Raw genomic sequence first — 21,276 nt, 5'->3', positions numbered from 1 at the left:
CTTCGCTACGGCACCAGGCGTGCCAGCGCCCTGCGCCGCTCAAGTCGCCCTCTGTCCAAGGCAGATGAGATGACGAGTACGATCACCGCGAACTCGCTCTGTACTTCTCACCGGCGCGATGGAGTTGCCATGACGACCAATCCTCAGCCGTCTGCGTCGATCGACACCAGCAGGGCACACCCTGCGCGGGTCTACGACTGGCTGCTCGGCGGCAAGGACAACTACCCGGTCGACGAGGCGGTCGGTGAGAAGCTGCCGCCCGAGGCGAGGGACGCCGCCCGGCAGAACCGTCAGTTCATGCACCGGGCCGCCGCGTGGCTCGCCGGACAGGGCGTCGACCAGTTCCTGGACATAGGCACCGGAATTCCCACCGAGCCGAATCTCCACCAGATCGTGCAGAACGTCGTGCCGTCGGCCAAGGTCGTCTACACCGACAACGACCCGATCGTACTGCGGCACGCGGAGGCGCTGCTGATCAGCCGTCCCGAGGGGACGACCGACTACATCCAGGCGGATGTGCGCGACCCGGAGGCGATCGTCCGGCACGCCCGGCACGTCCTCGATTTCGACCGCCCCGTCGCGCTGTCGCTCATCGCGCTGATGCACTTCATCAGTGACGAGCAGGACGCCCACGGCATAGTCCGTGCCCTGGTCGACACGCTGCCCTCGGGCAGCCACCTGATCCTGTCGCACGCCGCATCCGACCTCTTCCCGGACCTTGTCGAACAGGTCGTCGCCGAGTACGCCAAGGGCGGCATCCGACTCGCCTTCCGTACCCGCCCGGAAGTGGAACGGTTCTTCGAGGGCATGGATCTCGTGTCACCGGGCCTGGTCACGGCGACGGAGTGGTTCCCCGCCACCCCGGCCCCGGCCCCCGAGGGCAGCGGTATCTACGCGGGCGTGGCCCGCATCCGCTGAACCCGCGCGTGGACGTCCGCTTCGGGCACCGAAAAAGGCGGGGTTCGAAAACCCCGCGCACACGCCATGAAACCCCAGCTCAGGGCCACACCAAGCAGTACGGCTGATGCCCCGCCTCATGCAGCCGATGGCTGAAGTCCTGCCACTCGTGCAGCGATTGGAGGTGGGAGGGCGCTGACCTGGGGTTTCACAGGGGACTGTGCGTTGACCTGGGGAAACCCATCTCCGTAGTTCTCACGGGTCAACGCTGTTTCCCGGGCTCATGTGCCCTGGATGTGCCCTGGGACTGTCGCTCGTGGGCTGGGCTGGGCTGGGCTCGGGAGCTGGAGCGGCTGACATGACCTGGCGAAGGCGCCGAAGCCTACTGTGCTGGCCTTCCCCTTCAACTACGTCCAACCGCCGCCTGTCCCGCTAGGCGGCGGGCGAGGACATCGACTTCTTCTGCCTGACCGACGTGGACACACCCCCGTCCGCCCGACTGTCAGCTCAGGCTTCCCTCCACACCTTCCTGGAATGCAGGTACCCGTTCCCGCGCCGCTTGGAGGGCCCAAGCCTGGCTGCGGAGCGGACGACGAGTCGACCGCTCGGTGCGTCTCCGCCATACAGCACCAGCAACCTCCGTGGCGCCATTCTTGTCAAAGTGACAGGAACTGAAGTACCGTAAGTGGCATGCAAGCTGACGTGTGGTCACCCCCGCCCGTGCTGCTGACGGTCGATCTCGTGATCCTGACGCTGCGTGAGGGGCGACTGTGTGTCCTGCTCGTGGAGCGGGGCGAAGATCCTTTTCAGGGCATGCTGGCTCTGCCCGGCGGATTCCTCAATCACGCTGGTGAGGAGATCCTGGACGCCGCCCATCGTGAGTTGAGTGAGGAAACCGCTCTGGTTGCCGGGACGGTGCATCTTGAACAGTTGGCCATCTATGGGGCCGCAGACCGTGATCCACGGGGACGAGTCGTTTCCGTGGCCCACTTGGCGATCGCGCCGGGACTCCCTGAACCGGTCGCGGGAACGGACGCCATGGATGCTGCGTGGATTCCCGCGGAAGCCGTCCTGTCCGGTGACGTGGAACTGGCCTTCGATCACCGCCGGATCGCGACCGACGGAATCGAACGCGCGCGTACCAAGCTCGAATTCACGGCGCTGGCCACGGCATTCTGCGGAGAAAGCTTCACCATAGTCGAGTTGCAGCAGGTGTACGAGGCGGTTTGGGGCACCGAGCTCGACACCCGTAATTTCTACCGGAAAGTCCAGGCCGTAAAGGGATTCATCATCCCCGCCGGCTCGGGACGGAGGACCACGGGAGGACGGCCCGCGCGGCTGTATCGGGCCGGACCGAAGACGGTGTTGTTCCCACCACTGATCCGACCTGTGCCGTCCAGGACGGAAGAGGAAACGAGAGAGGAAGGGGAATAGATGTCGAAAGACGTGGTGGTGATTCTCACCGCCCTCAATCTCGAGTACGAGGCCGTGCGCCGGAAACTGGCCGGTCCACGGGTACACCGTCATGAGCGTGGGACGCGGTTCGAGGTGGGAACCGTGCAGGGCACTTCATGTTGTGTCGCGATCGGTCTGACGAATAAGGGGAATCATTCCGCCGCGGTGATCGCTGAGCGCGCGATACAGGAGTTTTCGCCGGTGGCCGTGTTGTTCGTCGGCGTCGCCGGTGCGCTGTGGGACACCGCCAGGCTGGGTGACGTGGTGATGGCGACACACGTGTACGCCTACCACGGCGGGACCAGCGAGGACGACGGGCTCAAGGCCCGTCCCCGGGTGTGGGAGACGGCGCACGGTATCAGCCAGCTCGGCTCGCATCTGGCTCGCGTGAACGACTGGGTCGACGACACGCCCGATCATGGGCGCGTGCCGCAGGTGCGCTTCGGCGCGATCGCCGCCGGTGAGGTCGTACAGAACTCGACGATCTCGGCCGAGGCGCGGTGGATCCGGCAGCACTACAACGACGCGCTCGCGATCGAGATGGAGGCCGCCGGTGTGGCTCAGGCCGGTCATCTCAACGGGGCACCGGTGGCCATCATCCGGGGAATCAGCGACCGGGCGGACGGTACGAAGAGCAGCGCGAAGGACCGTAACTGGCAACCACGGGCCGCGGCGAACGCGGCGGCATTCGCCACACGGCTGGCCGTGGAACTGGTGGGAGAACAGGAGCAGATCGCAATGTCCCAGGCAGAGAAGGCCCATACGGCCGACAGACTCAAAGAGCACGTCAGCAACACCGCCCATAACAGCACTGTTGGCATCATGGCCGGCTCGGTCAAGGAGAGCAGCGTCTACGTGAACGCGGACCCGAAGGTGACCGGTCCGGCGGACCTGGTCGCGGAACTGGACGGTTTCCGTGAGCCCTTGAAGCTTCACCGCGCCGAGGGCGCCCTCGACGACGACACCTACCGAGAGGCACTGGCCGAGCTGGGCGTTGCCCGCAGGGCAGCAAGGGAAAACACTCCCGAGGCGTCCAAGAGGGCGACCATGGCACTCAAGAGGTTACGCGGTCTGATCACGGAGTTTCCCGAGCTGGTGGCCAGGCTGGCACCACTGGTTGTCGCGGCGGGTGACTTGTCATGAACGACGGCAGCAGTGTCACGCACAATTCGGCCGCTTACGGCTCCACCGTCGGAATGCAAGCCGGGGTCGTACACAACGCCCACGTCTCCATCGGCCACCAGGATGCGTCGCCTCAGGAAAAGTACAAGGTCGGTGTGCGGTTCCTGGAGGATGGCGTCCCCAGCCGTGCTCGCGACTTGATCAGTGACGCGATCGCCAACGGACACGACAACGCGGAGGTCCGTTTCCACTGGGTGCTTGCCATGCTCAGTGGACGCGCCTACGACGACCTCAGCACCGAAGAGCTTCAGCGGCTGCACCGCGCCTCCGGGCTCGTACGGACCTATGCCGAGGGAGAGTGGAAAGACACTCTGCGCGTCGCTTTCGAACTGCTGGAGATGCTCAGCACCCCGGACGGCGAAACAGGACGCGTACTGGAGCGGTTGCGAGCCCTGTCACCCAGCCTGCGTGACACGATCCTCCACCACTTCGACCTGGTGCTCACCGGAGGGCTGAAGGACAGCCTGTGGGCCGAGCGCCGCGAGCGGGCCGAGGCGGCTCGCTTCGGCAACGACCGGGTCCAACGGGTCTGGGCCTATTTCGAACCCGACCCCATCGGGCCACGGGCCCTGCCGCCCCGTCCGAGCACCGCTGCTGCCGCCCAGACGGCCCTCCCGGTCCGAGCTGGCCTGTTCGTCGTCGCCACCGCATTCCTCTGCGTCTTGGCCCTCGTCGCAGACCCGGCTGCGGCAGCCATCGACGTACTGGTGGCGCTCGGTGCGGGCCTGACGGCGGCTCACTTCGGCCGCCGATGGTGGTTCCAAGAACATCGGCTGAAGACCAAGAATCGTGTGTTCCAGATCCCGCACCCGCGCGATCCCGCCTCTGCCGGGGACGGGTTCACCAACCACGTCCGTCATTCGTTCGACCACTACTTCAGCACCCGCGTGCCCCACGGACTCGCCCCGCACGAATGGCTCGGTCATACCGTCCACATCCGCAACAGCCTCGTCGCCGAGATCGCGGTTCTCTACCGCGAAAGCCGAATCAGCGTGGACCGGGTCAACTGGCTGATCCGCTATCTCGCCGAGGATGCCCGGGACCGCCACAGCAAGGGTACTCTGTTCGATCATCACCACCAGAACCAGACGTCGGCGGGGGCGAAGGCGCTGTGCGTGGTCGCCCTCGGCGCTCTCGGCCTCACGACTCTGGCCCTGCTCGGAACAGTGGCCTCAGGTGCCGGCGCGTCGCAGCTGCTGCTGGCCGTCCTGGCCGTAGGCGGCGCGGTTTGGTCCGGACGCGCGGCTGGGTCCTCGTGGCTGGAGGCCCGGGGTGAGGACCATCGAGTGGCCGAGGAAACCAAGGAATACCAGGAGCAGCTGGCCGCGCGGCAAGCCGCGTACCAGAACTGGAAGTCGTTCCTGGACGTCACGCGACCCAGCGAGCTGGAAATGGAGACCTGGCTCGCCTGCGACAAGACGCTGTTCGTCGACGAAGCACTCCGCCACTACCAGCTCACCTGGCGCGATGTGATCACCCACACCATCCTGGTGACACCCGCGCGCCCCTACAAGCGAGGGCGTGTGAAGGGCGGTCCTTGGCGGTACTCGCGCTACAGCTTCCGTCTTTTCCTGTTCACACAGGATGGCGTTCGTGAAGTCAGCTCGGAATTCGATTTCACCGATGCAAAACGCGGGAACCGGCAGCGAAGCAATTACCGGTTCGACTCGTTGTCCTCCGTGCAGGTCACGGAACGCAGCGAGGTCGGCTATGACCTGGAGCTCTTCCTCACCAACGGACCGGCCAGGAACATTCGCGTTAAAGACGCCGACACCCATCAACTTGCGCCGGACGAGAACGCCGAGGAAATCGCCGAAATCAACCTCGATTCGGCTGGTTTCATCCACACCTTCCGCCTTCTGGAGGGAATCGCGGCGGACGGAAAGGTTTGGATCGAACGAAACAACCCCAAAAACGTGCCGTCCTTCCATGCTGTCGGCTGAGTCTTCCGGGCCTCCGGAGCGGGCAGGGTCCGGAGCGCCGGATCCCTGCCCGCCCACTCATCAGCCCAGCCGGGACCCGAGCTTAGGAATGGCCATGGCCGCCACAGAAGACGTCACCGAGAGCAGACTGCTGCTGGCCGAGTACGACCGCATCAAGGAGGAGCAGAAAACCCGGATAGGATTCCGTGACAACCTGCTCTACTTCACGCTCGCCGCGTCGACCGCGGTCCTGGCGATCACCGTCCAGAGCAGGCAGGCTCAACTGCTGCTCGTCGTCCCGGTGATCTGCCTGGTCCTGGGCTGGACCTACCTGGTCAACGACGAGAAGATCTCAGCGGTCGGCTGCTACATCCGCGACCAGCTGGGACCGCGGCTGGCCGAGCTCAGCGGAGCCCACGGCGCAGTGTTCGGCTGGGAGATCTACCACCGCGACGATGCGAGCCGCAGCACCCGCAAGCGATTACAGACCGCTGTGGATCTGTTCACGTACTTGGCCTTGCCGATGATCTCCGTGGCCGCATTCTGGTGCTCTCCCGCCGTCGGGCCTTCACTCGTGATCGTCTCCCTCGCGCAGACACTTGCCCTGGCTGTCCTGGGCTGCCAGTTCCTGCGCTATGCGGAGAGGTAGTGCTGCTCTGCGGCCCCGCTTCACGTTCGATTCGCCGTCCCGACCGGCACGGCCGAGTAACCGCCTCTGCGGCGCTGGGCTGCCCGCCGTGTAGCTCGGACCGTGCACCGGCTGCCGCCAGCTGAGGCGGCGCAATTACGTACGCCGAGGGGCCACACCGCGAACGGTGGGCCCTTCGGCATCGTGCCCGGTGAGGCGCTGGTGGAGGATAAGACGGGTCAATACACCTAGCGCCTACAGGTTCCCGTTTTGGATGCTCGCGAACGTCGCCGCCCGCTCCGCCATCCCCGACTTCCATGGAGTCGGGTCCACTTCGGCGATCTCCCGCCACAGTGCCGCCGTGGCCGAGCTGAACGCCGCGAGTGCCTCGACCTTTGCCTCCCGCCAGGACGGAAACCGACTAGCGAAGGCGAGCGCCTCCTCCACGGAATGCCCGGCGTCCATGAGCTGGAGGAGAAGGGCGCCGGGGTCGATCCAGGCCGCCCCTCGGGTCGGCCAGGCCCAGTCGATGAGTCGCGCACGGTCACCGGTGACCAGAACGTTGTCCGGGGCGAAATCGGTGTGCAGGAGAGCGCTGCCCTCGAAATAGTGCAGGGAACCCGGCGGTGCGTAGTCCGCCCACCGGTCGACAGCGTCCTTGAGACCGATGCCTGGGGGCGCTGTGACGTCCTGCAGCTCGACAAGCGCGGCTTCCACGAGCGGCAGGTCGGGCGAGCCTGGTGTGTAGTCGGCGTGGCGGCCGTCGATCACCTCGTAGCCAAGCAGGCTCCAGCCGCCGAACTCCAGGTGCCAGTACAGACGCGGACAAGATGCCGGCAGGTACGGGGCGACGGCTGCCTCGCGGCGTTGGGCAGCGACCTGGGGATGGTCGGACGGGATGCCCTTCACGAAGACCCTGCCGCTGTTCGTCTCCAGGACGGAGGCGATGCCGGAGTTCATGCCGCCCTGCGTAGTCAGCGACCTGTGCACGGCACCGATCTTGTCGGCGACGGCGTGGCGGACGTCGGCGGGAAGCTGCTCGTAGGCGATGCGGGACATGGACACGCGCGGTTCCTCAGGGTGCTCGGATATGGGGAGTAGCGCCCCGGCCAGGGTACGGCCGGGGCGCTACTGAGGGGATGGAACGAGAGGGTGGCACGGGCGCCACCCGTGGTGGATCTAGTACGGCTGGTCGTCACCGGCCGAGCAGCTGCACTCGGCGCCCTCGGCAGCCTCGTCCAGGTCGGCGATGATTTCGAACTCGTCGTCCTTGATCGACACGGCGGTCAGTGGCATCGGAGGGGCACTGGTCGGGGTTTCCATCGGACGTCGGCCGAGGGTGAGCATGACCGGTTCGCGGGGCGGGGTCAGGATTGCGGTGGACGGAGTCATGATCCGTAACCTCCATGCTGGCAGTAGAGCTCTCGTCGGTCCCCCGCCTCCTGGTAGAGCCTGGCCAGCGGCCGACACGTGCGGCACGTGCCGACCTTCGTGCAGCCGGAGCATCCACCGGTGCGGAGCTGTAGGGACTCGGCGACCGCGCCGAGTCGGGGGAGGGCTTCGACGCCCTCGGTGATGAGGTTCACGCTCGGGTCACGGCCGACCTTGCAGATCGACGCGATGCCGTGCGGGTTGACGTGGAAGAACGTGTGGCCGGCGTTGCAGCCAGTGAAGACGCTGCGGGCCTTGAGATGCCCCAGTGCCTGCGTCGCCAGGGGGTTCGCCTCGCCGTCGATCGTGGGCGACATGTTCGTGAAGACCTGGTGCGGGAAGCCGTACGACTTCGCGAGGCGCACCATCGCGTCTGTCTCGTGCGAGTTGCCGTCCGAGACGATCACGTTCAGGCGGACCGGCAGCCTGTCCTCGCGAGCGGCGTCCAGGCCCATCAGGAACCGGCCGAACGCCCCGCGGTTCCGTGTCACCTTGTCGTACGTCTCGGCTGTGGCTCCGTAGACGCTCAGGGTCAGTCGGTACGGCCGGTGGCGGGCGAACAGGTCCCGGATCGGCTGCTTCCGCAGCGAGGAGCCGTTGGACGAGACCTGGACCATCATCCCGAGCTGGTGGGCGTACTCGTATGCCGCGCCGAACTCGCGGTCGATCAGCGCCTCACCGCCTGTGATCTGCAACCACAGGACACCGGCGTCCCTCAGCGTCTGGAGCAGCGCCTGCTTACCCGCCCAGTCCAGGCTCTCGAACCGCTTCTCCCCGAGGTAGCAGAACTCGCAGTCGTAGTCACAGCCGAGGTTGATCTCCCACGACGCCTTGCCGTACCCGTACCGGGACCGCTCGCGGACGAGGACGACGTCGCCGACTGGCGACGAGGGCAGTTCGGTCCCCCACGCCTCCCTCGCCGAGTCGGCCAGCCACTCCGGGACGGATCGTCCTTCCGCCCCCGCAGCCCGCAGCTCCTCATAGCGGACCTCCGGGATGCGCACGCCGGCCGCCAGGCCGGGCTGGACAAGGAGGTACTGGGCGAGAAACGGGCTGGCCACGAGCCGCGGAGCTGTTTTGGTCCCCAGCTCCTCGGCGCTGCTGTTTGTCTCGGTCATGGAACCTCCACGGGTTGGGTATGAGCGTTCGGTCGGTCCTGGTCGTGGGCGGCGATCAGGTTGGCCGCCAGCAACCGGTGGATCCCCTGGCCAAGCGGGGTCAGGGTGTGATCCGTGCATGTCGAGGCGGTCACGCCGATCGCGAAGCCGTACGAGGCGGACACGAGCACGATCAGCAGTGGTCCGGCATAGCGGGCAGGCTGCGCGACCGTGGCGGCGAGACGGCCGTTTACGGTTTCCACCAGGCCCTCCACGGGCGGGTGATGATCTCCCGGTACGTATGGTGCGAGGGATTGCGGCCACCGTGCGTGAACACCCAGCTCTGCGGTTCGGCGAAGTCGGTGCCGGACGGCGAGGTCTCGCCACAGACCGCGCACTGCATCGCGTACGTGGTGGGCTCTGCGTCGGGTTCCCGGTCGGGCTGGAGGGTCCACTCCTGGTGGCGCATGATCGTGCGGCTGGTCATCGAACCGCCTCCAGGGCTGTGGCGACGTAGGGGTGCTGGAGAGCAGCGCGGAGGGCCTCCGCGTCGGTGAGGGTGTCGTCGTCAGGCAGCTCGCACCACCCGCCGAACCAGTCGTCGAGCAGCTCCAGGCCGGGTGCGACGAGCCAGGAGTTGGTGGAGAGGTGCCGTACCGGCAGATCGTCCCAGCTGGTGGCGGTGCCGGTCGGGACGGCGTAGTAGAGACGCCCGTTGGGCCTGTCGTAGAGCACGGGGCCGACGGAAGTACCGATGCAGCGCAGGTAGGCCAGGGCCAGGAGGCCGATCTCGGCGGAGGTGCGCACGACGTCCCAGCCGTCGCCGACCTTCAGCAGCCGCAGCCCCGGCACGTCGTTCACCATGGGAGCCCTTCGCAACGCGTCACGCACGGACATCACGCATCCCCCAGCGGCCGGAAGCTGTGGCTCGCGCCGAGCGAAGAGGTGGATTCCGTGGTCGGCGTGAGGTGGCGGACCACGATCAGACGAGCGCCTGCTGCTGTTATCTGCCGCTTGCGCTCGGTGCCGAGGCCCTTCGGGCCGAGGTGGCTGAGAGCCGGAACCACGGCACCGTAGGCATCGGGGAGTTCGAGCGCGTCGAGCAGACCGACGAAGGCGGGGGAGCGGATGATCACCGTGGAGTCGCGTTCGGTGAAGACGCCGCACAGGGCCAGTTCGTGCCGGTCGCAGTACTCGGTGAGGCAGTCGACGAGCGCCGCGTGGCGGGGCAGCCCGCCGGTGACGTGGCGTAGGTAGCCGAAGACCTGGGGGAAGGCGACGCGGCGGCGTTCGGTGATGAGGTCGTCGTCCATGCCCACAGCGTCGGCCGTCGTGAACGGCCTCGAAATGACCTGCTGTTGTACTTCCGTTGCACTTCCCACCCCACGTCGTCACCGACAGTGCTTCCATACGTGACGGAGGGAGGTCATCCGTGGTCAGCGTGCAGCAGTGGACAGGTCGGGAGGCGAGCGCCCTGCGCGCCGCGCTGCGCATGAGCACGCGCACCTTCGCCGAGCACCTCGGTGTCGCCCTGCGCACGGTCGCGAAGTGGGAGAGCCTCGGCGCGGAGACGCAGCCCCGACCGGACACCCAGGCCATCCTCGACACCGCACTCGCACGGGCGGATTCCGCCGCCCAAGCCCGCTTCGAGGCAGTGCTGTTCCCTGAGCGGAAGAGCGCGCGGCCGGCGGACTACGAGACCTGGACCGAGGACATCGAGCGGGCTGTTGTCTGCATCAGCCGCCAGGACTTCCCGTTCGCCTCAACCCTGTTGAACCGCTGGTTGGGCAGCCGTGCACCTCATCAGCTGGACGACAAGGGCCTCTATTTGTACGGCCGTTCCCTCGTGCTCCTTGGCGACCTCCAGCGCGATCAGGGTGCGATCCTCGGCCCACTCTCAGCCCGGCACTCCTACTTGACCGCTCGCGGTATGTTCACCGAGCTCGACATCCCGCGCCGGGTGGCTCAGATCGAGCTGTCCCTGGCCGTCGTCCAGGAGATGTCGGGCCAGTTGGAATCCTCCGCTCGCCACTACGAACTCCTCGCCGAGGACCAGCGCCTGAGCCCGCGTGACCGTGCCAGGGCGCGGCTGTGGGTGGGTACGGCGCTGAGCAAGGAGGGCGACAACGCGTACGCCACCAACGCGATGACGGCCGCCACTCGTGCCTTCGAGGACCTGGGCGAGCCGGAGGACTGGTCGGTCGCCCACCAGAAGCTGGCCCTGGCCCATCGCGGTGCCGGTGACCTGAAGCAGGCACTGCACTACATCGACATCGCGCGCACCACCGGCACGGTCGACTCCCCGATGCAGCGGGTGAGGCTGGACACCGCGTACGGGCACATCCTTCTGTCGGATGCGGCGACCCGGAATGATGGGCTGTCCGTCCTCGATCAGGCGGCACAGGTGGCCCGGCAGTACGGGCTGAGCCACCAGCTGCGCAGTATCGAGGGCATCCGAAAGGACCAGCAGGGATGAGCCAGGGAGTGCCAGTGCCGCAGCACGAGCAGCGCCAGATCACCGACGAGCAGTTCCACGACGCGACGCTGATCTGGAATTACCACCAGATGGGCCACGAGCAGCGGCCCTGCTCGGCGGCGATCGGCCTGGGCAGCCACGACCTTGGGGTCGCGACTACTGCGGTCGACCTTTATCGCGCTGGCCTTTTCCCGGTCGTGGTCTTCAGCGGCGGCAACAGCCCCACCACCCGCGCTCGCTTCCCGCGCGGCGAGGCAGTGCACTACCGCGAGCACGCGCTGAGCCTGGGGGTGCCGGACGAGGCGATCATTGTGGAGTCGAAGGCCGCAAACACTGGCCAGAACATCACCTTCTCCCGCGAACTGCTGTCCGAGGCCGGGGTGGAAGTGCAGTCGCTGCTGCTGATCTCCAAGCCGTACATGGAGCGCCGCTCGTATGCGACCTGCCGCAAGCTGTGGCCCGAGGCTGAGGTCGTGTGCGCCTCCGAGCCGCTGGAGTTGGACGACTACATCAAGTCGATCGGCGACGAGAAGCTTGTCGTCGACATGCTCGTCGGCGACCTGCAACGGGTGATCGAGTACCCGAAGCCCGGCTTCGCCGTCGAGCAGGACGTACCGGGGGATGTATATGACGCCTACGAGCGCCTCCTGGGCGCCGGCTTCGACAGCCGCCTCATCAGCACCTGATCCGCCTGGCGCCCAATCGCCGGGCGGGGTGTGCGCGATCCACCAGCCGAACCTGTTCCCACGGCTGGCCAAGCTGTACGCGGCCGACGGTGGATCGTCCTCGACGACGTGCAGTTCGCGCGCCGCGACTATCAGCACCGTGCCCGGCTCGCCGCCATGGACAATCCTGCTTGGCAGCACTGGCTCACCTTCCCACTCACCTTCCTCATGGACGTCCGACACTGATCAGCGAGGCCCGGCTGGCGGAGCCTCGTCGCTCACGGCGCACGGTCGAGCTGCTGGTCCGGCAGTACTACGGGCGCAGCCGCCACTGGTCAGCCATACGGGAAGCTCTGGACCCCGTCCTCGCCGAGTTCGCCACCACCGACCGTGTGGCGGACATTGCCAGGATGTCGACGCTCGCCCTGCTGACCATGCTCGGCTGGCACGGCGAAGCGCTGAGCAGTGGTGCCATACCGACGCGCCGAAGCCGAAGCGAGCGGCTTGCCGACCTTGCCGCTGCGACCTACAGCACGTACTACCTGTGCGGCACCGGCGGTATGCGCTATCTCGACCCGTTCGCGGTTCGTGGCGTCGACGTGTTGTTCTTCCACACCCCTGTGGACACAGCTGATCCGGTCTGGCACTGGGCGCGCCGGGTCAGCAGTCTGTGGGCCCTGAGCGGGAGGGGCCCGGCTGGCCTCGCGCTGGAGCTGACGGCCCGACAGCACAGGGTGCCCTGATCGCTTGACGGGGCCCTCCCGGCATACGACAAGGGCGGGACCCTAAAGCCCCGCCCGAAACCACCGAAACCCCAGCTCAGGGCCACACAAGGCAATACGGCTGATGCCCCGCCTCATGCAGCCGATGGCTGAAGTCCTGCCACTCGTGCAGCAGCTGGTACACGTTGAACGCGTCCCTCGGGCCGCCTCGGTCCGGGACCGTCGACCAGATGAAGGCTGCCGCGCCCACCGCTTCCTCGCCGATGCCGCGCAGGGGGTCGACGACCGTCATGGGGAGCTTGACCACCGCGTAGTCCGGGTGCAGGACGACCAGCTCCAGGGGTGGCACCTTGTGCAGAGGTACGCCTTCGATGCCCGTCAGCACCATCGCGGCCATGGTCTCCGGCTTGATCTTCGTGAACATGCCGTTCATGCCGAGCTCGTCGCCGCCGAGTTCCTCGGGTCGCATCGAGATCGGGACGCGGGCCGCGGTCGCGCCGTCCGGTGCGCCGAAGTATTTGTACGTCACCCCCACCCGACCACCATTCCTGCTCCCGGTCTGCAGCCGGTCGATCCTGCGATCGATCCGCTGGCCCCTCTGGTCCCACTGATCAATACGTCGGTCGCGCCGCTCGGACTCACTCGGTGCGCCGCCCTGTTCCTGACGTGCTGCCTCAGCCGCTTCCTCCGCGTCGCGCCGGTGCCTTCCCCGCCGGGCACGTCGAGGACCCAGGTCATCAGTCCCCTCGCCCAGTCCGCCACCGCGATGCATATCTCCACCCGACTGCTTTTCTAGGACGCGTGGCCCCCGCCGCGCAACCCGATCATCGTGTCAGTGACCTCCCCCACGGCCGCCCGCCGAAACGTGCGTCGAAACATCAGTCCGCAGGATCTTTACAGCCTCCGGCCGGCTACGTACCGGATGAGCTGGGTGTATCGGGTCACAGTCTCGCAGATGCCTCGGGTACCGTGCGGGCACCGCCGTCCTCCGCTGTGAGAAGACCACCGTCCTCCGCCTACCCTGAGGAGGTCACCCAGCAACCGGAGTCCGAGAAGCCGGAGAAGCCGCACGTCATGAGCGCCCAGAGCGAAACGCCCTATCCCTACGACGCGCCCGTCTCACAGGCGCTCTTCGACCGCGCCTCCGCGGTCACGCCCGGCGGCGTGAACTCCCCGGTGCGCGCCTTCCGTGCCGTCGGCGGCACCCCCCGCTTCATGGTCTCCGGCAAGGGGGCCTACCTCACCGACGCCGACGGCCGCGAGTACGTCGACCTCGTCTGCTCCTGGGGACCGATGATCCTCGGGCACTCCCACCCCGAGGTCATCGCCGCCGTCCAGGACGCCGTCTCCCGCGGTACCTCCTTCGGTACGCCCGGTGAGGGCGAGGTCGCCCTCGCGGAGGAGATGGTCGCCCGGATCGATCCCCTGGAGCAGGTGCGGCTCGTCAGCAGCGGCACCGAGGCCACCATGAGCGCCATCCGGCTGGCCCGCGGGTTCACCCGGCGTACCAAGGTGATCAAGTTCGCCGGGTGTTATCACGGGCATGTCGACTCGCTGCTCGCCGCGGCCGGGTCAGGGGTGGCGACCTTCGCGCTGCCCGACACCCCCGGGGTCACCGGTGCCCAGGCCGGGGACACGATCGTGCTGCCGTACAACGACCTCGAAGCCGTGCAGGAGGCCTTCCACCGGCACCCCGGGGAGATCGCCTGTGTGATCACCGAGGCCTCGCCGGGCAACATGGGCGTCGTGCCGCCCGAGCCCGGGTTCAACCAGGGGGTCAGGGACACCTGCTCCCGCAACGGCGCCCTCTATATCTCCGACGAGGTCATGACCGGGTTCCGGACCAGCCGCAGCGGGTGGTTCGGAATCGACGGGGTCGCGCCCGACCTCATGACGTTCGGGAAGGTGATGGGCGGCGGGTTCCCGGCCGCCGCGTTCGGCGGGCGTGCCGACGTCATGGCCCACCTCGCCCCCGCCGGGCCCGTCTACCAGGCCGGCACCCTCTCCGGGAACCCCGTCGCCACCGCCGCCGGGCTGGCCCAGCTGCGGCTGCTCGACGACGCCGCGTACGACAGGATCAACGGTGTCTCCACGCAGATCCAGGCGCTGATCGCCGAGGCGCTCGGCAAGGAGGGCGTCGCGCACCAGCTGCAGACCGCCTCCAACATGTTCTCCGTCTTCTTCACCAACCGGCCGGTGCGGAACTACGAGGACGCCAAGCGCCAGGAGTCGTTCCGGTTCACGGCCTTCTTCCACTCCCTCCTCTCCAACGGCGTCTACCTGCCGCCGTCGTCCTTCGAGTCCTGGTTCGTCTCCACGGCCCACGACGAGCGGGCCATCCAGAAGATCGCCGACGCCCTCCCGGCGGCGGCCCGAGCGGCCGCGGAGGCCACGGCAGAATGAGCGAGCAGCAGGACATCACCGTCGTCCATGTGATGCGGCACGGCGAGGTCGCCAACCCCGACGGGGTGCTGTACGGCAGACTCCCCGGCTACCACCTCTCCGAGCTCGGCCGGCAGATGGCCGACCGGGTCGCCGAGCACCTCTCCTCGCGGGACGTGACATACGTCGCCGCCTCCCCGCTGGAGCGGGCGCAGGAGACCGCCACCCCGATCGCCAAGGCGCACGGGCTCGACCTCGCCACCGACGAGCGGCTCATCGAGGCGGAGAACATCTTCCAGGGCAAGACCTTCGGCGTCGGCGACGGGGCGCTGAAGAAGCCCGCCAACTGGAAGTACCTCGTCAACCCGTTCCGGCCGTCCTGGGGCGAGCCGTACGTCGACCAGGTCGTCCGGATGCGAGGCGCGCTGGACGCGGCCAAGGACCAGGCGCGCGGTCATGAGGCCGTGCTGGTCAGCCACCAGCTGCCGATCTGGATCCTGCGGTCGTACGTCGAGAAGCGCCGGCTCTGGCACGACCCGCGCAAGCGGCAGTGCACGCTCGCGTCCCTGACGACTTTCACATATGTGGGGGACAGGATCGTCTCCGTCGGCTACAGCGAGCCGGCCATCGACCTCGTCCCGGCCCACCTCCGCGCCGGCGCCAAGCCGGTGAAGGGGAAGGACAAGGCCTTCGGGGCGTAGCGCCCGGGGGTGTACGGCTCAGGGGCGTAAGGCTCCCATGACGTGCGGCACTTGACCGTACCTTCGTCACATTCGACGGTAAATCAGCGAAGAAGTGAAGGAACCCGCTCGTTCGTCACGCCCTCTGACTGGGTGACCACCAGAGGACGTGACGAACGAATCGGGGATCCATGCGGACCTTCACCCGAAGGGGAATACTCGGCGTCGGCGCGGGCGCCGCGGCGGGCCTCGGTCTCGCCGGCTGCGGCACTCACACACCGTCGGACGGGACGACCCATGCCGGCGGTTCCAGCAAGGAGCCCTCCGGCAAGCCCACGCCCACCGCCCACCCCCTCGGCGACGGCTCCACCTCGAACACCGGCAAGCAGCCCCACCAGCCCGGCGCCCCCGAGCCGCTGGAGCCGGGCCAGACCCCGCCGCAGTTCGTGATCTTCTCCTGGGACGGCGCCGGCGAGGTCGGCAACGGCCTCTTCCCGCGCTTCCTCGACCTCGCCAAGGAGCACGGCGCGTCGATGACCTTCTTCCTCTCGGGCCTCTATCTCCTCCCCGAGTCGAAGAAGCGGCTCTACAACCCGCCGAACAACCCGGTCGGCGCGTCCGACATCGGCTACCTCACCGACGAGCACATCAAGGCGACGCTCACCAACGTCCGCCGCGCCTGGCTCGAAGGGCACGAGATAGGCACCCACTTCAACGGCCACTTCTGCGGCGGCTACGGCACGGTCGGCCACTGGACGCCCAAGCAGTGGCGCAGCGAGATAGACCAGGCCAAGGCGTTCGTGAAGGAGTGGCGGACCAACAGCGGCTGGACCGACCTGCCGTCCCTCCCCTTCGACTACGACAAGGAACTGGTCGGCGGCCGCACCCCCTGCCTCCTCGGCCAGAACAACCTGCTGCCCACCGCCCGCGAGCTCGGCTGGCGCTACGACGCCTCCTCGCCGGGCGGCCGCCAGACCTGGCCGGACAAGAAGCTGGGCATCTGGGACCTGCCCCTCCAGCAGATACCGTTCCCCGGCCACTCCTTCGAGGTCCTGTCCATGGACTACAACATGCTCGCCAACCAGTCGGTCAACTCGACGAACGCCCCGGCCTACAACTACCCGGGCTGGCGTCGGCAGTCGGCACAGTCGTACATAGCCGGATTCCAGCGTGCATACACGACGAACCGGGCGCCGTTCTTCATAGGCAACCACTTCGAGCACTGGAACGGCGGTATCTACATGGACTCCGTCGAGGAGGCCTTCAGGCACATCGCCCACGAGAAGGAGAAGGGCGCCGACGTACGCATGGTCTCCTTCCGCCAGTTCGTGGACTGGATGGACGTACAGAAGCCCGAGGTGCTTGCGAAGCTCCGCACGCTGGACGTGGGACAGCAGCCGGCCGGCGGCTGGAAGACGTTCCTCAGGCAGGGGGCCGCGGCCTGAAAAGGGACGTCTCCCGGACCAAGGGGGGTGCGCAAGATCCTCAGAACGGGCATGCGAAACTTTTCACATGAGTACCCGTAGCCGCGCCGTCCTGCTCGGTGCCGTGGCCGCCGCGGCGGCCCTGACCCTGTCCGCGTGCGGCAACGGCGGCACCTCCGGCGGAGGCGGCAACACCAACTTCGTCACCGGCAAGGACGGCATCGACACGGTCGCCAAGGGCCACCGCGCGGCGGCCCCCGACCTGTCGGGCAAGACGATCGACGGCAGGACGCTGGACGTCGCGGACTACAAGGGCAAGGTCGTCGTACTCAACGTGTGGGGCTCCTGGTGCAGCCCGTGCCGCGCCGAGGCGCCCTACTTCGCCTCCGTCTCCAAGGAGTACGCGAGCAAGGGCGTCCAGTTCGTCGGCATCAACACCCGCGACACCAGCACCGGTTCCGCGGTCGCCTTCGAGAAGCAGAACGGCATCGGCTACCCGAGCCTGTACGACCCGACGGGCAAGCTGATGCTGCGCTTCAAGAAGGGCACGCTCAACCCGCAGGCCATCCCCTCCACCCTGGTCCTCGACCGGCAGGGCAAGATCGCGGCGCGCTCGCTGGCGGCGCTCAGCGAGGAGAACCTGCTGAAGATGATCAAGCCCGTCGTCGCGGAGAAGTGACGTGACCGACACCCTGATGCTCGCCGCCGCGACGGGCACCAACGGCACGGTCATGAACGGCGCCCTGCTGATCGCCCTGCCGATCGCGCTGCTCGGCGGACTGGTCTCCTTCTTCTCGCCGTGCGTTCTGCCCCTTGTGCCCGGATATCTGTCCTACGTCACCGGGGTGGCCGGCACCGACCTGGCCGACGCCAGACGCGGTCGGATGGTGGTCGGCGCCTCCCTCTTCGTGCTCGGTTTCACCGTCGTGTTCGCGTCGAGCGGGGCCCTGTTCGGTTACTTCGGTCAGACGCTTCAGGAGCGCTCCGGCACCCTCAGCAAGGTGCTCGGTGTGCTCATGATCGTCATGGGTGTTTTCTTCATGGGGCTGATGCCCTGGATTACCCAGCGGGAGTTCCGCTTCCAAAAGCGGCCGGTGTCCGGACTGATAGGGGCTCCGCTGCTCGGCGCGCTGTTCGGGATCGGCTGGACCCCGTGCGTCGGCCCGACCCTGTCGTCCGTGCTCGTCCTCTCCTCCCAGCAGTCGAGTGCCGGCCGCGGTGCGATACTGACCGTCGCCTACTGCCTCGGCCTCGGCGTGCCCTTCGTGCTCGCCGCGGTCGCCTTCCGGAAGGCGCTCGGCGCCTTCGGCTGGGTCAAGCGCCACTATGTGTGGGTGACGCGGATCGGCGGCACGATGATGATCGTGACCGGTCTGCTGCTGCTGACCGGCGAGTGGGATCGTCTCGTACAGGATCTCCAGTCCTGGACCGCCGGCTTCACTGTAGGGATCTGACCGATGAGCACGACTTCCAGGAACGCCTCCGACGATCAGGATCTCGGCGCGGCCGGCTCCCAGCTCTCCACCGCGCCCTCCCAGGACGAGCCGCCGATCGTCCCAGGCATCGGGGTCATCGGCTGGGCCCGCTGGTTCTGGCGGCAGCTGACCTCCATGCGGGTCGCGCTGCTGCTGCTCCTGCTGCTGTCGCTGGGCGCGATCCCCGGCTCGCTGATCCCGCAGAGCGGCGCCGACATCAACAAGGTCGCCGACTTCCGCAAGGCCCACAAGACGCTGTCGCCGGTCTACGACAAGCTCGGCCTGTTCCACGTCTACAGCTCGGTGTGGTTCTCGGCGATCTACATCCTGCTGTTCGTCTCCCTCGTCGGCTGCATCATCCCGCGCGCCTGGCAGTTCGTGGGCCAGCTGCGCGGCCGTCCGCCGGGCGCGCCCAGGCGGCTGGACCGGCTGCCGGCGTACACGACCTGGCGGACCGAGGCGAAGCCCGAGGAGGTCCGTGAGGCGGCGCTGAAGCTGCTGAAGAGGCGGCGCTTCCGCGCCCACCTCGTCGGGGAAGCGGTCGCCGCGGAGAAGGGCTATGTCCGCGAGTTCGGCAACCTCGCCTTCCACATCGCGCTGATCGTGCTGCTGATCTCCTTCGCCTCCGGCCAGATGTACAAGTCGGACGGCACCAAGCTGGTCGTCGAGGGCGACGGGTTCGCCAACTCGATCCTCCAGTACGACGACTTCAAGTCCGGCTCCCTGTTCAGCACCGACGACCTGGTGCCGTTCAGCTTCGACCTGAAGAACTTCCACGCCGCCTACCAGACCAGCGGCCCCAGCAAGGGCACCGCGACTTCTTTCGCGGCGGACATCACCTACAACGAGGGCGCGTACGGCAAGACGAAGAAGACCACCATCAAGGTCAACGAGCCGCTGCACATCAGCGACTCAAAGGTCTACCTCGTCAGCCACGGCTACGCCCCGGTCATCACGGTCCGCGACGGCAAGGGCAACGTCGTCTACCACGACGCCGTCCCGCTGCTCCCGCTCGACGCCAACGTCACCTCCCAGGGCGTGGTCAAGGTGATGGACGGCTACAAGAACGCCAAGGGCGTCGGCGAGCAGCTCGGCATCCAGGCGTTCTTCCTGCCGACCTACGGCGGCGGCTCCTCCGTCGTATCCACCTTCCCGGCGCTGAACAACCCGGTACTGAACCTGGCGCCGTTCCACGGTGATCTCGGCGTCAACTCGGGCATCCCGCAGAGCGTGTACCAGCTCGACAAGACCCACATGACGGAGTTCAAGAACTCCGGCGGGCAGCAGCTGCGCGACAACCTCAGGCCCGGGCAGACCATGCAGCTGCCGAACGGCGCCGGTTCCGTGACGTTCGAGAAGGACGTCAAGGAATGGGCCGGCTTCGAGATCGTCCAGGAGCCCGGCAGCGGCTGGGCCCTGGGCGGTGCCCTCACCGCGATCTTCGGCCTCGCCGCCTCGCTGTTCATCCAGCGCCGCCGCGTCTGGGTACGGGCCGTGCCGGGACCCGACGGCGTCACCGTCGTCGAGATGGCCGGCCTCGGCCGCAGCGAGTCGGCGAAGGTGCCCGAGGAGCTGGGCGACCTCGCGGGAATCATCTACGACCAGGCTCCGGGGGCTCCCGACCCCGACGAAGACGACCGTTCCGCAGAATCCCCCGTACCTGCCGAAGGGGCTGAGAAGCGATGACTTCCGCCGCCGCAACCACGCTCGCCGCCGCGACCAACGAACATCTCGCGAGCATGAGCAACACGCTCATCTACTCCTCGATGGCCGTCTACACGCTGGCCTTCTTCGCCTACATCTTCGAGTGGCTGCTGGGCAGCCGCAGCCGGGTCGCCCGTACGGCCAACGCGCTCACCACCGAGGCCACGGCGAAGAAGGCCCCGGCCGTGACGGTCAAGAAGGCCGGCGGCACCGCCGTACTCGAACGCCCGAAGATCGTCGTCCGCTCCGCGGCGGGCTCCCGTGACGTGCCGGACGGCCCCGGCGCCCACGGCGGCGACGAGCAGGGCGACCTCTACGGCCGGATCGCGATCTCCCTCACGGTCCTCGCCTTCCTCGTGGAGCTCGCGGGCGTGATCACCCGCGCGGCCTCCGTGCAGCGGGCGCCGTGGGGCAACATGTACGAGTTCAACATCACCTTCTCCACGGTCGCCGTTGCCATCTACCTCTCGCTGCTGGCCCTGAAGAAGAACGTCCGCTGGATGGGCCTCTTCCTCATCACCACGGTCCTGCTCGACCTCGGTCTCGCGGTCACCGTCCTCTACACGGCGAGCGAGCCGCTGGTCCCGGCCCTGCACTCGTACTGGCTGTACATCCACGTCTCCACCGCCATCTTCTGCGGCGCGGTCTTCTACGTGGGCGCGGTGGCCACGATCCTCTACCTGTTCAAGGACTCCTACGAGAACAAGCTGGAGACCGGCGGCACCCCCGGCCGTTTCGCCACCTCGGTCCTGGAACGCCTCCCGGCGTCGGCCTCGCTGGACAAGTTCGCGTACCGGGTGAACGCGGCGGTCTTCCCGCTCTGGACCTTCACGATCATCGCGGGCGCGATCTGGGCGGGCAGCGCCTGGGGCCGCTACTGGAACTGGGACCCCAAGGAGACCTGGTCCTTCATCACCTGGGTCGCCTACGCCTGCTACCTGCACGCCCGCGCCACCGCCGGCTGGAAGGGCCGCAAGGCCGCCTACCTGGCGATGCTCGCCTTCGGCTGCTGGCTCTTCAACTACTACGGCGTCAACATCTTCGTCACCGGCAAGCACTCCTACGCCGGCGTGTAAGACCCCCTTGGGGGGAGCGTCCGTGAGGACCCTGGGGTGCGGATCGCCGGGCCCCGGGTC

The 21,276-nt window shown here is 67.5% G+C and carries 24 protein-coding genes; 16 read left to right on the top strand and 8 right to left on the bottom strand.

Annotation, left to right across the window (positions count from 1 at the left end; translation table 11 throughout):
• Positions 1-129 precede the first annotated feature (129 nt).
• The 5 genes from ACZ7OO_RS34995 to ACZ7OO_RS34975 all read left to right on the top strand — a co-directional run bounded on the left by ACZ7OO_RS34995 (position 130) and on the right by ACZ7OO_RS34975 (position 6,105).
• A complete protein-coding gene (locus ACZ7OO_RS34995) occupies positions 130-918 on the top strand; it encodes an SAM-dependent methyltransferase (RefSeq protein WP_471511150.1) in 789 nt (262 codons plus the stop codon).
• Between the two features lie 669 nt (positions 919-1,587).
• On the top strand, positions 1,588-2,331 hold the full coding sequence (locus tag ACZ7OO_RS34990) for an NUDIX hydrolase (protein WP_471511148.1): 744 nt from the start codon (positions 1,588-1,590) through the stop codon (positions 2,329-2,331).
• Positions 2,332-3,495 carry a 5'-methylthioadenosine/S-adenosylhomocysteine nucleosidase family protein gene (locus ACZ7OO_RS34985; protein WP_471511146.1) on the top strand — a complete coding sequence of 388 codons (1,164 nt, stop codon included), beginning with the start codon at positions 2,332-2,334 and terminating at the stop codon, positions 3,493-3,495.
• Positions 3,492-5,477 carry a hypothetical protein gene (locus ACZ7OO_RS34980; protein WP_471511144.1) on the top strand — a complete coding sequence of 662 codons (1,986 nt, stop codon included), beginning with the start codon at positions 3,492-3,494 and terminating at the stop codon, positions 5,475-5,477. Before ACZ7OO_RS34985 ends, ACZ7OO_RS34980 begins: the two co-directional genes overlap by 4 nt.
• Positions 5,478-5,571: 94 nt before the next feature.
• Positions 5,572-6,105 carry a hypothetical protein gene (locus ACZ7OO_RS34975; protein ID WP_471511142.1) on the top strand — a complete coding sequence of 178 codons (534 nt, stop codon included), beginning with the start codon at positions 5,572-5,574 and terminating at the stop codon, positions 6,103-6,105.
• 234 nt (positions 6,106-6,339) lie between these two features.
• Here the strand turns inward: ACZ7OO_RS34975 and ACZ7OO_RS34970 are convergent, their stop codons facing one another.
• The 7 genes from ACZ7OO_RS34970 to ACZ7OO_RS34940 form a co-directional block, all read right to left on the bottom strand.
• Positions 6,340-7,143, bottom strand: coding sequence for a phosphotransferase family protein (locus tag ACZ7OO_RS34970; protein ID WP_471511266.1), 804 nt, complete (start codon positions 7,141-7,143; stop codon positions 6,340-6,342).
• A gap of 120 nt (positions 7,144-7,263) precedes the next feature.
• On the bottom strand, positions 7,264-7,476 hold the full coding sequence (locus tag ACZ7OO_RS34965) for a hypothetical protein (RefSeq protein WP_471511140.1): 213 nt from the start codon (positions 7,474-7,476) through the stop codon (positions 7,264-7,266).
• Positions 7,473-8,633, bottom strand: coding sequence for a radical SAM protein (locus ACZ7OO_RS34960; protein ID WP_471511138.1), 1,161 nt, complete (start codon positions 8,631-8,633; stop codon positions 7,473-7,475). Before ACZ7OO_RS34960 ends, ACZ7OO_RS34965 begins: the two co-directional genes overlap by 4 nt.
• The gene (locus ACZ7OO_RS34955; RefSeq protein WP_471511136.1) at positions 8,630-8,887 is read right to left on the bottom strand and encodes a hypothetical protein; all 258 of its coding nucleotides are present in this window, start codon (positions 8,885-8,887) and stop codon (positions 8,630-8,632) included. Before ACZ7OO_RS34955 ends, ACZ7OO_RS34960 begins: the two co-directional genes overlap by 4 nt.
• The gene (locus ACZ7OO_RS34950) at positions 8,863-9,099 is read right to left on the bottom strand and encodes a DUF7848 domain-containing protein (protein WP_471511134.1); all 237 of its coding nucleotides are present in this window, start codon (positions 9,097-9,099) and stop codon (positions 8,863-8,865) included. Before ACZ7OO_RS34950 ends, ACZ7OO_RS34955 begins: the two co-directional genes overlap by 25 nt.
• Positions 9,096-9,509 carry a hypothetical protein gene (locus tag ACZ7OO_RS34945; protein WP_471511132.1) on the bottom strand — a complete coding sequence of 138 codons (414 nt, stop codon included), beginning with the start codon at positions 9,507-9,509 and terminating at the stop codon, positions 9,096-9,098. Before ACZ7OO_RS34945 ends, ACZ7OO_RS34950 begins: the two co-directional genes overlap by 4 nt.
• Positions 9,509-9,925 carry a hypothetical protein gene (locus ACZ7OO_RS34940; protein WP_471511130.1) on the bottom strand — a complete coding sequence of 139 codons (417 nt, stop codon included), beginning with the start codon at positions 9,923-9,925 and terminating at the stop codon, positions 9,509-9,511. The genes ACZ7OO_RS34945 and ACZ7OO_RS34940 overlap by 1 nt, the downstream gene beginning before the upstream one ends.
• 119 nt (positions 9,926-10,044) lie before the next feature.
• Between ACZ7OO_RS34940 and ACZ7OO_RS34935 the strand changes: the two genes are divergently transcribed.
• Genes ACZ7OO_RS34935 through ACZ7OO_RS34920 form a run of 4 tightly spaced genes read left to right on the top strand, consistent with a single transcriptional unit; the run spans position 10,045 to position 12,496 of the window.
• Positions 10,045-11,088, top strand: coding sequence for a helix-turn-helix domain-containing protein (locus ACZ7OO_RS34935; protein ID WP_471511128.1), 1,044 nt, complete (start codon positions 10,045-10,047; stop codon positions 11,086-11,088).
• Complete coding sequence (locus ACZ7OO_RS34930) at positions 11,085-11,774, top strand: YdcF family protein (RefSeq protein WP_471511126.1); 690 nt, start codon at positions 11,085-11,087, stop codon at positions 11,772-11,774. Before ACZ7OO_RS34935 ends, ACZ7OO_RS34930 begins: the two co-directional genes overlap by 4 nt.
• A 30-nt stretch (positions 11,775-11,804) precedes the next feature.
• Positions 11,805-11,999 carry a WbqC family protein gene (locus tag ACZ7OO_RS34925; RefSeq protein ID WP_471511124.1) on the top strand — a complete coding sequence of 65 codons (195 nt, stop codon included), beginning with the start codon at positions 11,805-11,807 and terminating at the stop codon, positions 11,997-11,999.
• Positions 11,945-12,496 carry a WbqC family protein gene (locus ACZ7OO_RS34920; RefSeq protein WP_471511122.1) on the top strand — a complete coding sequence of 184 codons (552 nt, stop codon included), beginning with the start codon at positions 11,945-11,947 and terminating at the stop codon, positions 12,494-12,496. The genes ACZ7OO_RS34925 and ACZ7OO_RS34920 overlap by 55 nt, the downstream gene beginning before the upstream one ends.
• Positions 12,497-12,572: 76 nt before the next feature.
• Here ACZ7OO_RS34920 and ACZ7OO_RS34915 read toward each other — a convergent pair whose 3' ends face one another.
• Positions 12,573-13,247: a hypothetical protein gene (locus ACZ7OO_RS34915; RefSeq protein WP_471511120.1), complete on the bottom strand. Its 675-nt coding sequence runs from the start codon at positions 13,245-13,247 to the stop codon at positions 12,573-12,575.
• A 302-nt stretch (positions 13,248-13,549) separates the two neighbouring features.
• Between ACZ7OO_RS34915 and hemL the strand changes: the two genes are divergently transcribed.
• The 7 genes from hemL (at position 13,550) to ccsB (ending at position 21,216) form a co-directional block, all read left to right on the top strand.
• On the top strand, positions 13,550-14,878 hold the full coding sequence (gene hemL, locus ACZ7OO_RS34910) for a glutamate-1-semialdehyde 2,1-aminomutase (RefSeq protein ID WP_471511118.1): 1,329 nt from the start codon (positions 13,550-13,552) through the stop codon (positions 14,876-14,878).
• Complete coding sequence (locus ACZ7OO_RS34905; protein ID WP_471511116.1) at positions 14,875-15,558, top strand: histidine phosphatase family protein; 684 nt, start codon at positions 14,875-14,877, stop codon at positions 15,556-15,558. Before hemL ends, ACZ7OO_RS34905 begins: the two co-directional genes overlap by 4 nt.
• Before the next feature lie 170 nt (positions 15,559-15,728).
• Positions 15,729-16,982 (top strand): polysaccharide deacetylase family protein, encoded by a 1,254-nt coding sequence (locus ACZ7OO_RS34900; RefSeq protein ID WP_471511114.1) that lies wholly within the window; start codon positions 15,729-15,731, stop codon positions 16,980-16,982.
• A 67-nt stretch (positions 16,983-17,049) separates the two neighbouring features.
• Positions 17,050-17,640, top strand: a complete 591-nt coding sequence (locus ACZ7OO_RS34895) for a TlpA family protein disulfide reductase (protein ID WP_471511112.1) — start codon at positions 17,050-17,052, stop codon at positions 17,638-17,640.
• Positions 17,641-17,656: 16 nt separating this feature from the next.
• Entirely contained in the window at positions 17,657-18,415 is a 759-nt protein-coding gene (locus tag ACZ7OO_RS34890; protein ID WP_471511264.1) for a cytochrome c biogenesis CcdA family protein, read from the top strand.
• Between the two features lie 3 nt (positions 18,416-18,418).
• Positions 18,419-20,122 (top strand): cytochrome c biogenesis protein ResB, encoded by a 1,704-nt coding sequence (resB, locus tag ACZ7OO_RS34885; protein ID WP_471511110.1) that lies wholly within the window; start codon positions 18,419-18,421, stop codon positions 20,120-20,122.
• The gene (gene ccsB / locus ACZ7OO_RS34880) at positions 20,119-21,216 is read left to right on the top strand and encodes a c-type cytochrome biogenesis protein CcsB (protein WP_471511108.1); all 1,098 of its coding nucleotides are present in this window, start codon (positions 20,119-20,121) and stop codon (positions 21,214-21,216) included. The genes resB and ccsB overlap by 4 nt, the downstream gene beginning before the upstream one ends.
• The last annotated feature ends 60 nt before the right edge of the window (positions 21,217-21,276 follow it).

It is taken from the genome of Streptomyces sp. NPDC111744, from assembly GCF_055634995.1.
The sequence above is the reverse complement of the archived record's forward strand: the minus strand, read 5'-3'. Positions and strand labels throughout refer to the sequence as shown.

What these genes read in the sequence shown, in the direction of transcription:
- ACZ7OO_RS34995 (WP_471511150.1), top strand. Translation starts at nt 130, where the DNA reads ATGACGACCAATCCTCAGCCGTCTGCGTCGATCGACACCAGCAGGGCA.
- ACZ7OO_RS34990 (WP_471511148.1), top strand. Translation starts at nt 1,588, where the DNA reads ATGCAAGCTGACGTGTGGTCACCCCCGCCCGTGCTGCTGACGGTCGAT.
- ACZ7OO_RS34985 (WP_471511146.1), top strand. Translation starts at nt 2,332, where the DNA reads ATGTCGAAAGACGTGGTGGTGATTCTCACCGCCCTCAATCTCGAGTAC.
- ACZ7OO_RS34980 (WP_471511144.1), top strand. Translation starts at nt 3,492, where the DNA reads ATGAACGACGGCAGCAGTGTCACGCACAATTCGGCCGCTTACGGCTCC.
- ACZ7OO_RS34975 (WP_471511142.1), top strand. Translation starts at nt 5,572, where the DNA reads ATGGCCGCCACAGAAGACGTCACCGAGAGCAGACTGCTGCTGGCCGAG.
- ACZ7OO_RS34970 (WP_471511266.1), bottom strand. Translation starts at nt 7,143, where the DNA reads ATGTCCCGCATCGCCTACGAGCAGCTTCCCGCCGACGTCCGCCACGCC.
- ACZ7OO_RS34965 (WP_471511140.1), bottom strand. Translation starts at nt 7,476, where the DNA reads ATGACTCCGTCCACCGCAATCCTGACCCCGCCCCGCGAACCGGTCATG.
- ACZ7OO_RS34960 (WP_471511138.1), bottom strand. Translation starts at nt 8,633, where the DNA reads ATGACCGAGACAAACAGCAGCGCCGAGGAGCTGGGGACCAAAACAGCT.
- ACZ7OO_RS34950 (WP_471511134.1), bottom strand. Translation starts at nt 9,099, where the DNA reads ATGACCAGCCGCACGATCATGCGCCACCAGGAGTGGACCCTCCAGCCC.
- ACZ7OO_RS34945 (WP_471511132.1), bottom strand. Translation starts at nt 9,509, where the DNA reads ATGTCCGTGCGTGACGCGTTGCGAAGGGCTCCCATGGTGAACGACGTG.
- ACZ7OO_RS34940 (WP_471511130.1), bottom strand. Translation starts at nt 9,925, where the DNA reads ATGGACGACGACCTCATCACCGAACGCCGCCGCGTCGCCTTCCCCCAG.
- ACZ7OO_RS34930 (WP_471511126.1), top strand. Translation starts at nt 11,085, where the DNA reads ATGAGCCAGGGAGTGCCAGTGCCGCAGCACGAGCAGCGCCAGATCACC.
- ACZ7OO_RS34915 (WP_471511120.1), bottom strand. Translation starts at nt 13,247, where the DNA reads ATGCATCGCGGTGGCGGACTGGGCGAGGGGACTGATGACCTGGGTCCT.
- hemL (WP_471511118.1), top strand. Translation starts at nt 13,550, where the DNA reads ATGAGCGCCCAGAGCGAAACGCCCTATCCCTACGACGCGCCCGTCTCA.
- ACZ7OO_RS34905 (WP_471511116.1), top strand. Translation starts at nt 14,875, where the DNA reads ATGAGCGAGCAGCAGGACATCACCGTCGTCCATGTGATGCGGCACGGC.
- ACZ7OO_RS34900 (WP_471511114.1), top strand. Translation starts at nt 15,729, where the DNA reads ATGCGGACCTTCACCCGAAGGGGAATACTCGGCGTCGGCGCGGGCGCC.
- ACZ7OO_RS34895 (WP_471511112.1), top strand. Translation starts at nt 17,050, where the DNA reads ATGAGTACCCGTAGCCGCGCCGTCCTGCTCGGTGCCGTGGCCGCCGCG.
- ACZ7OO_RS34890 (WP_471511264.1), top strand. Translation starts at nt 17,657, where the DNA reads ATGCTCGCCGCCGCGACGGGCACCAACGGCACGGTCATGAACGGCGCC.
- resB (WP_471511110.1), top strand. Translation starts at nt 18,419, where the DNA reads ATGAGCACGACTTCCAGGAACGCCTCCGACGATCAGGATCTCGGCGCG.
- ccsB (WP_471511108.1), top strand. Translation starts at nt 20,119, where the DNA reads ATGACTTCCGCCGCCGCAACCACGCTCGCCGCCGCGACCAACGAACAT.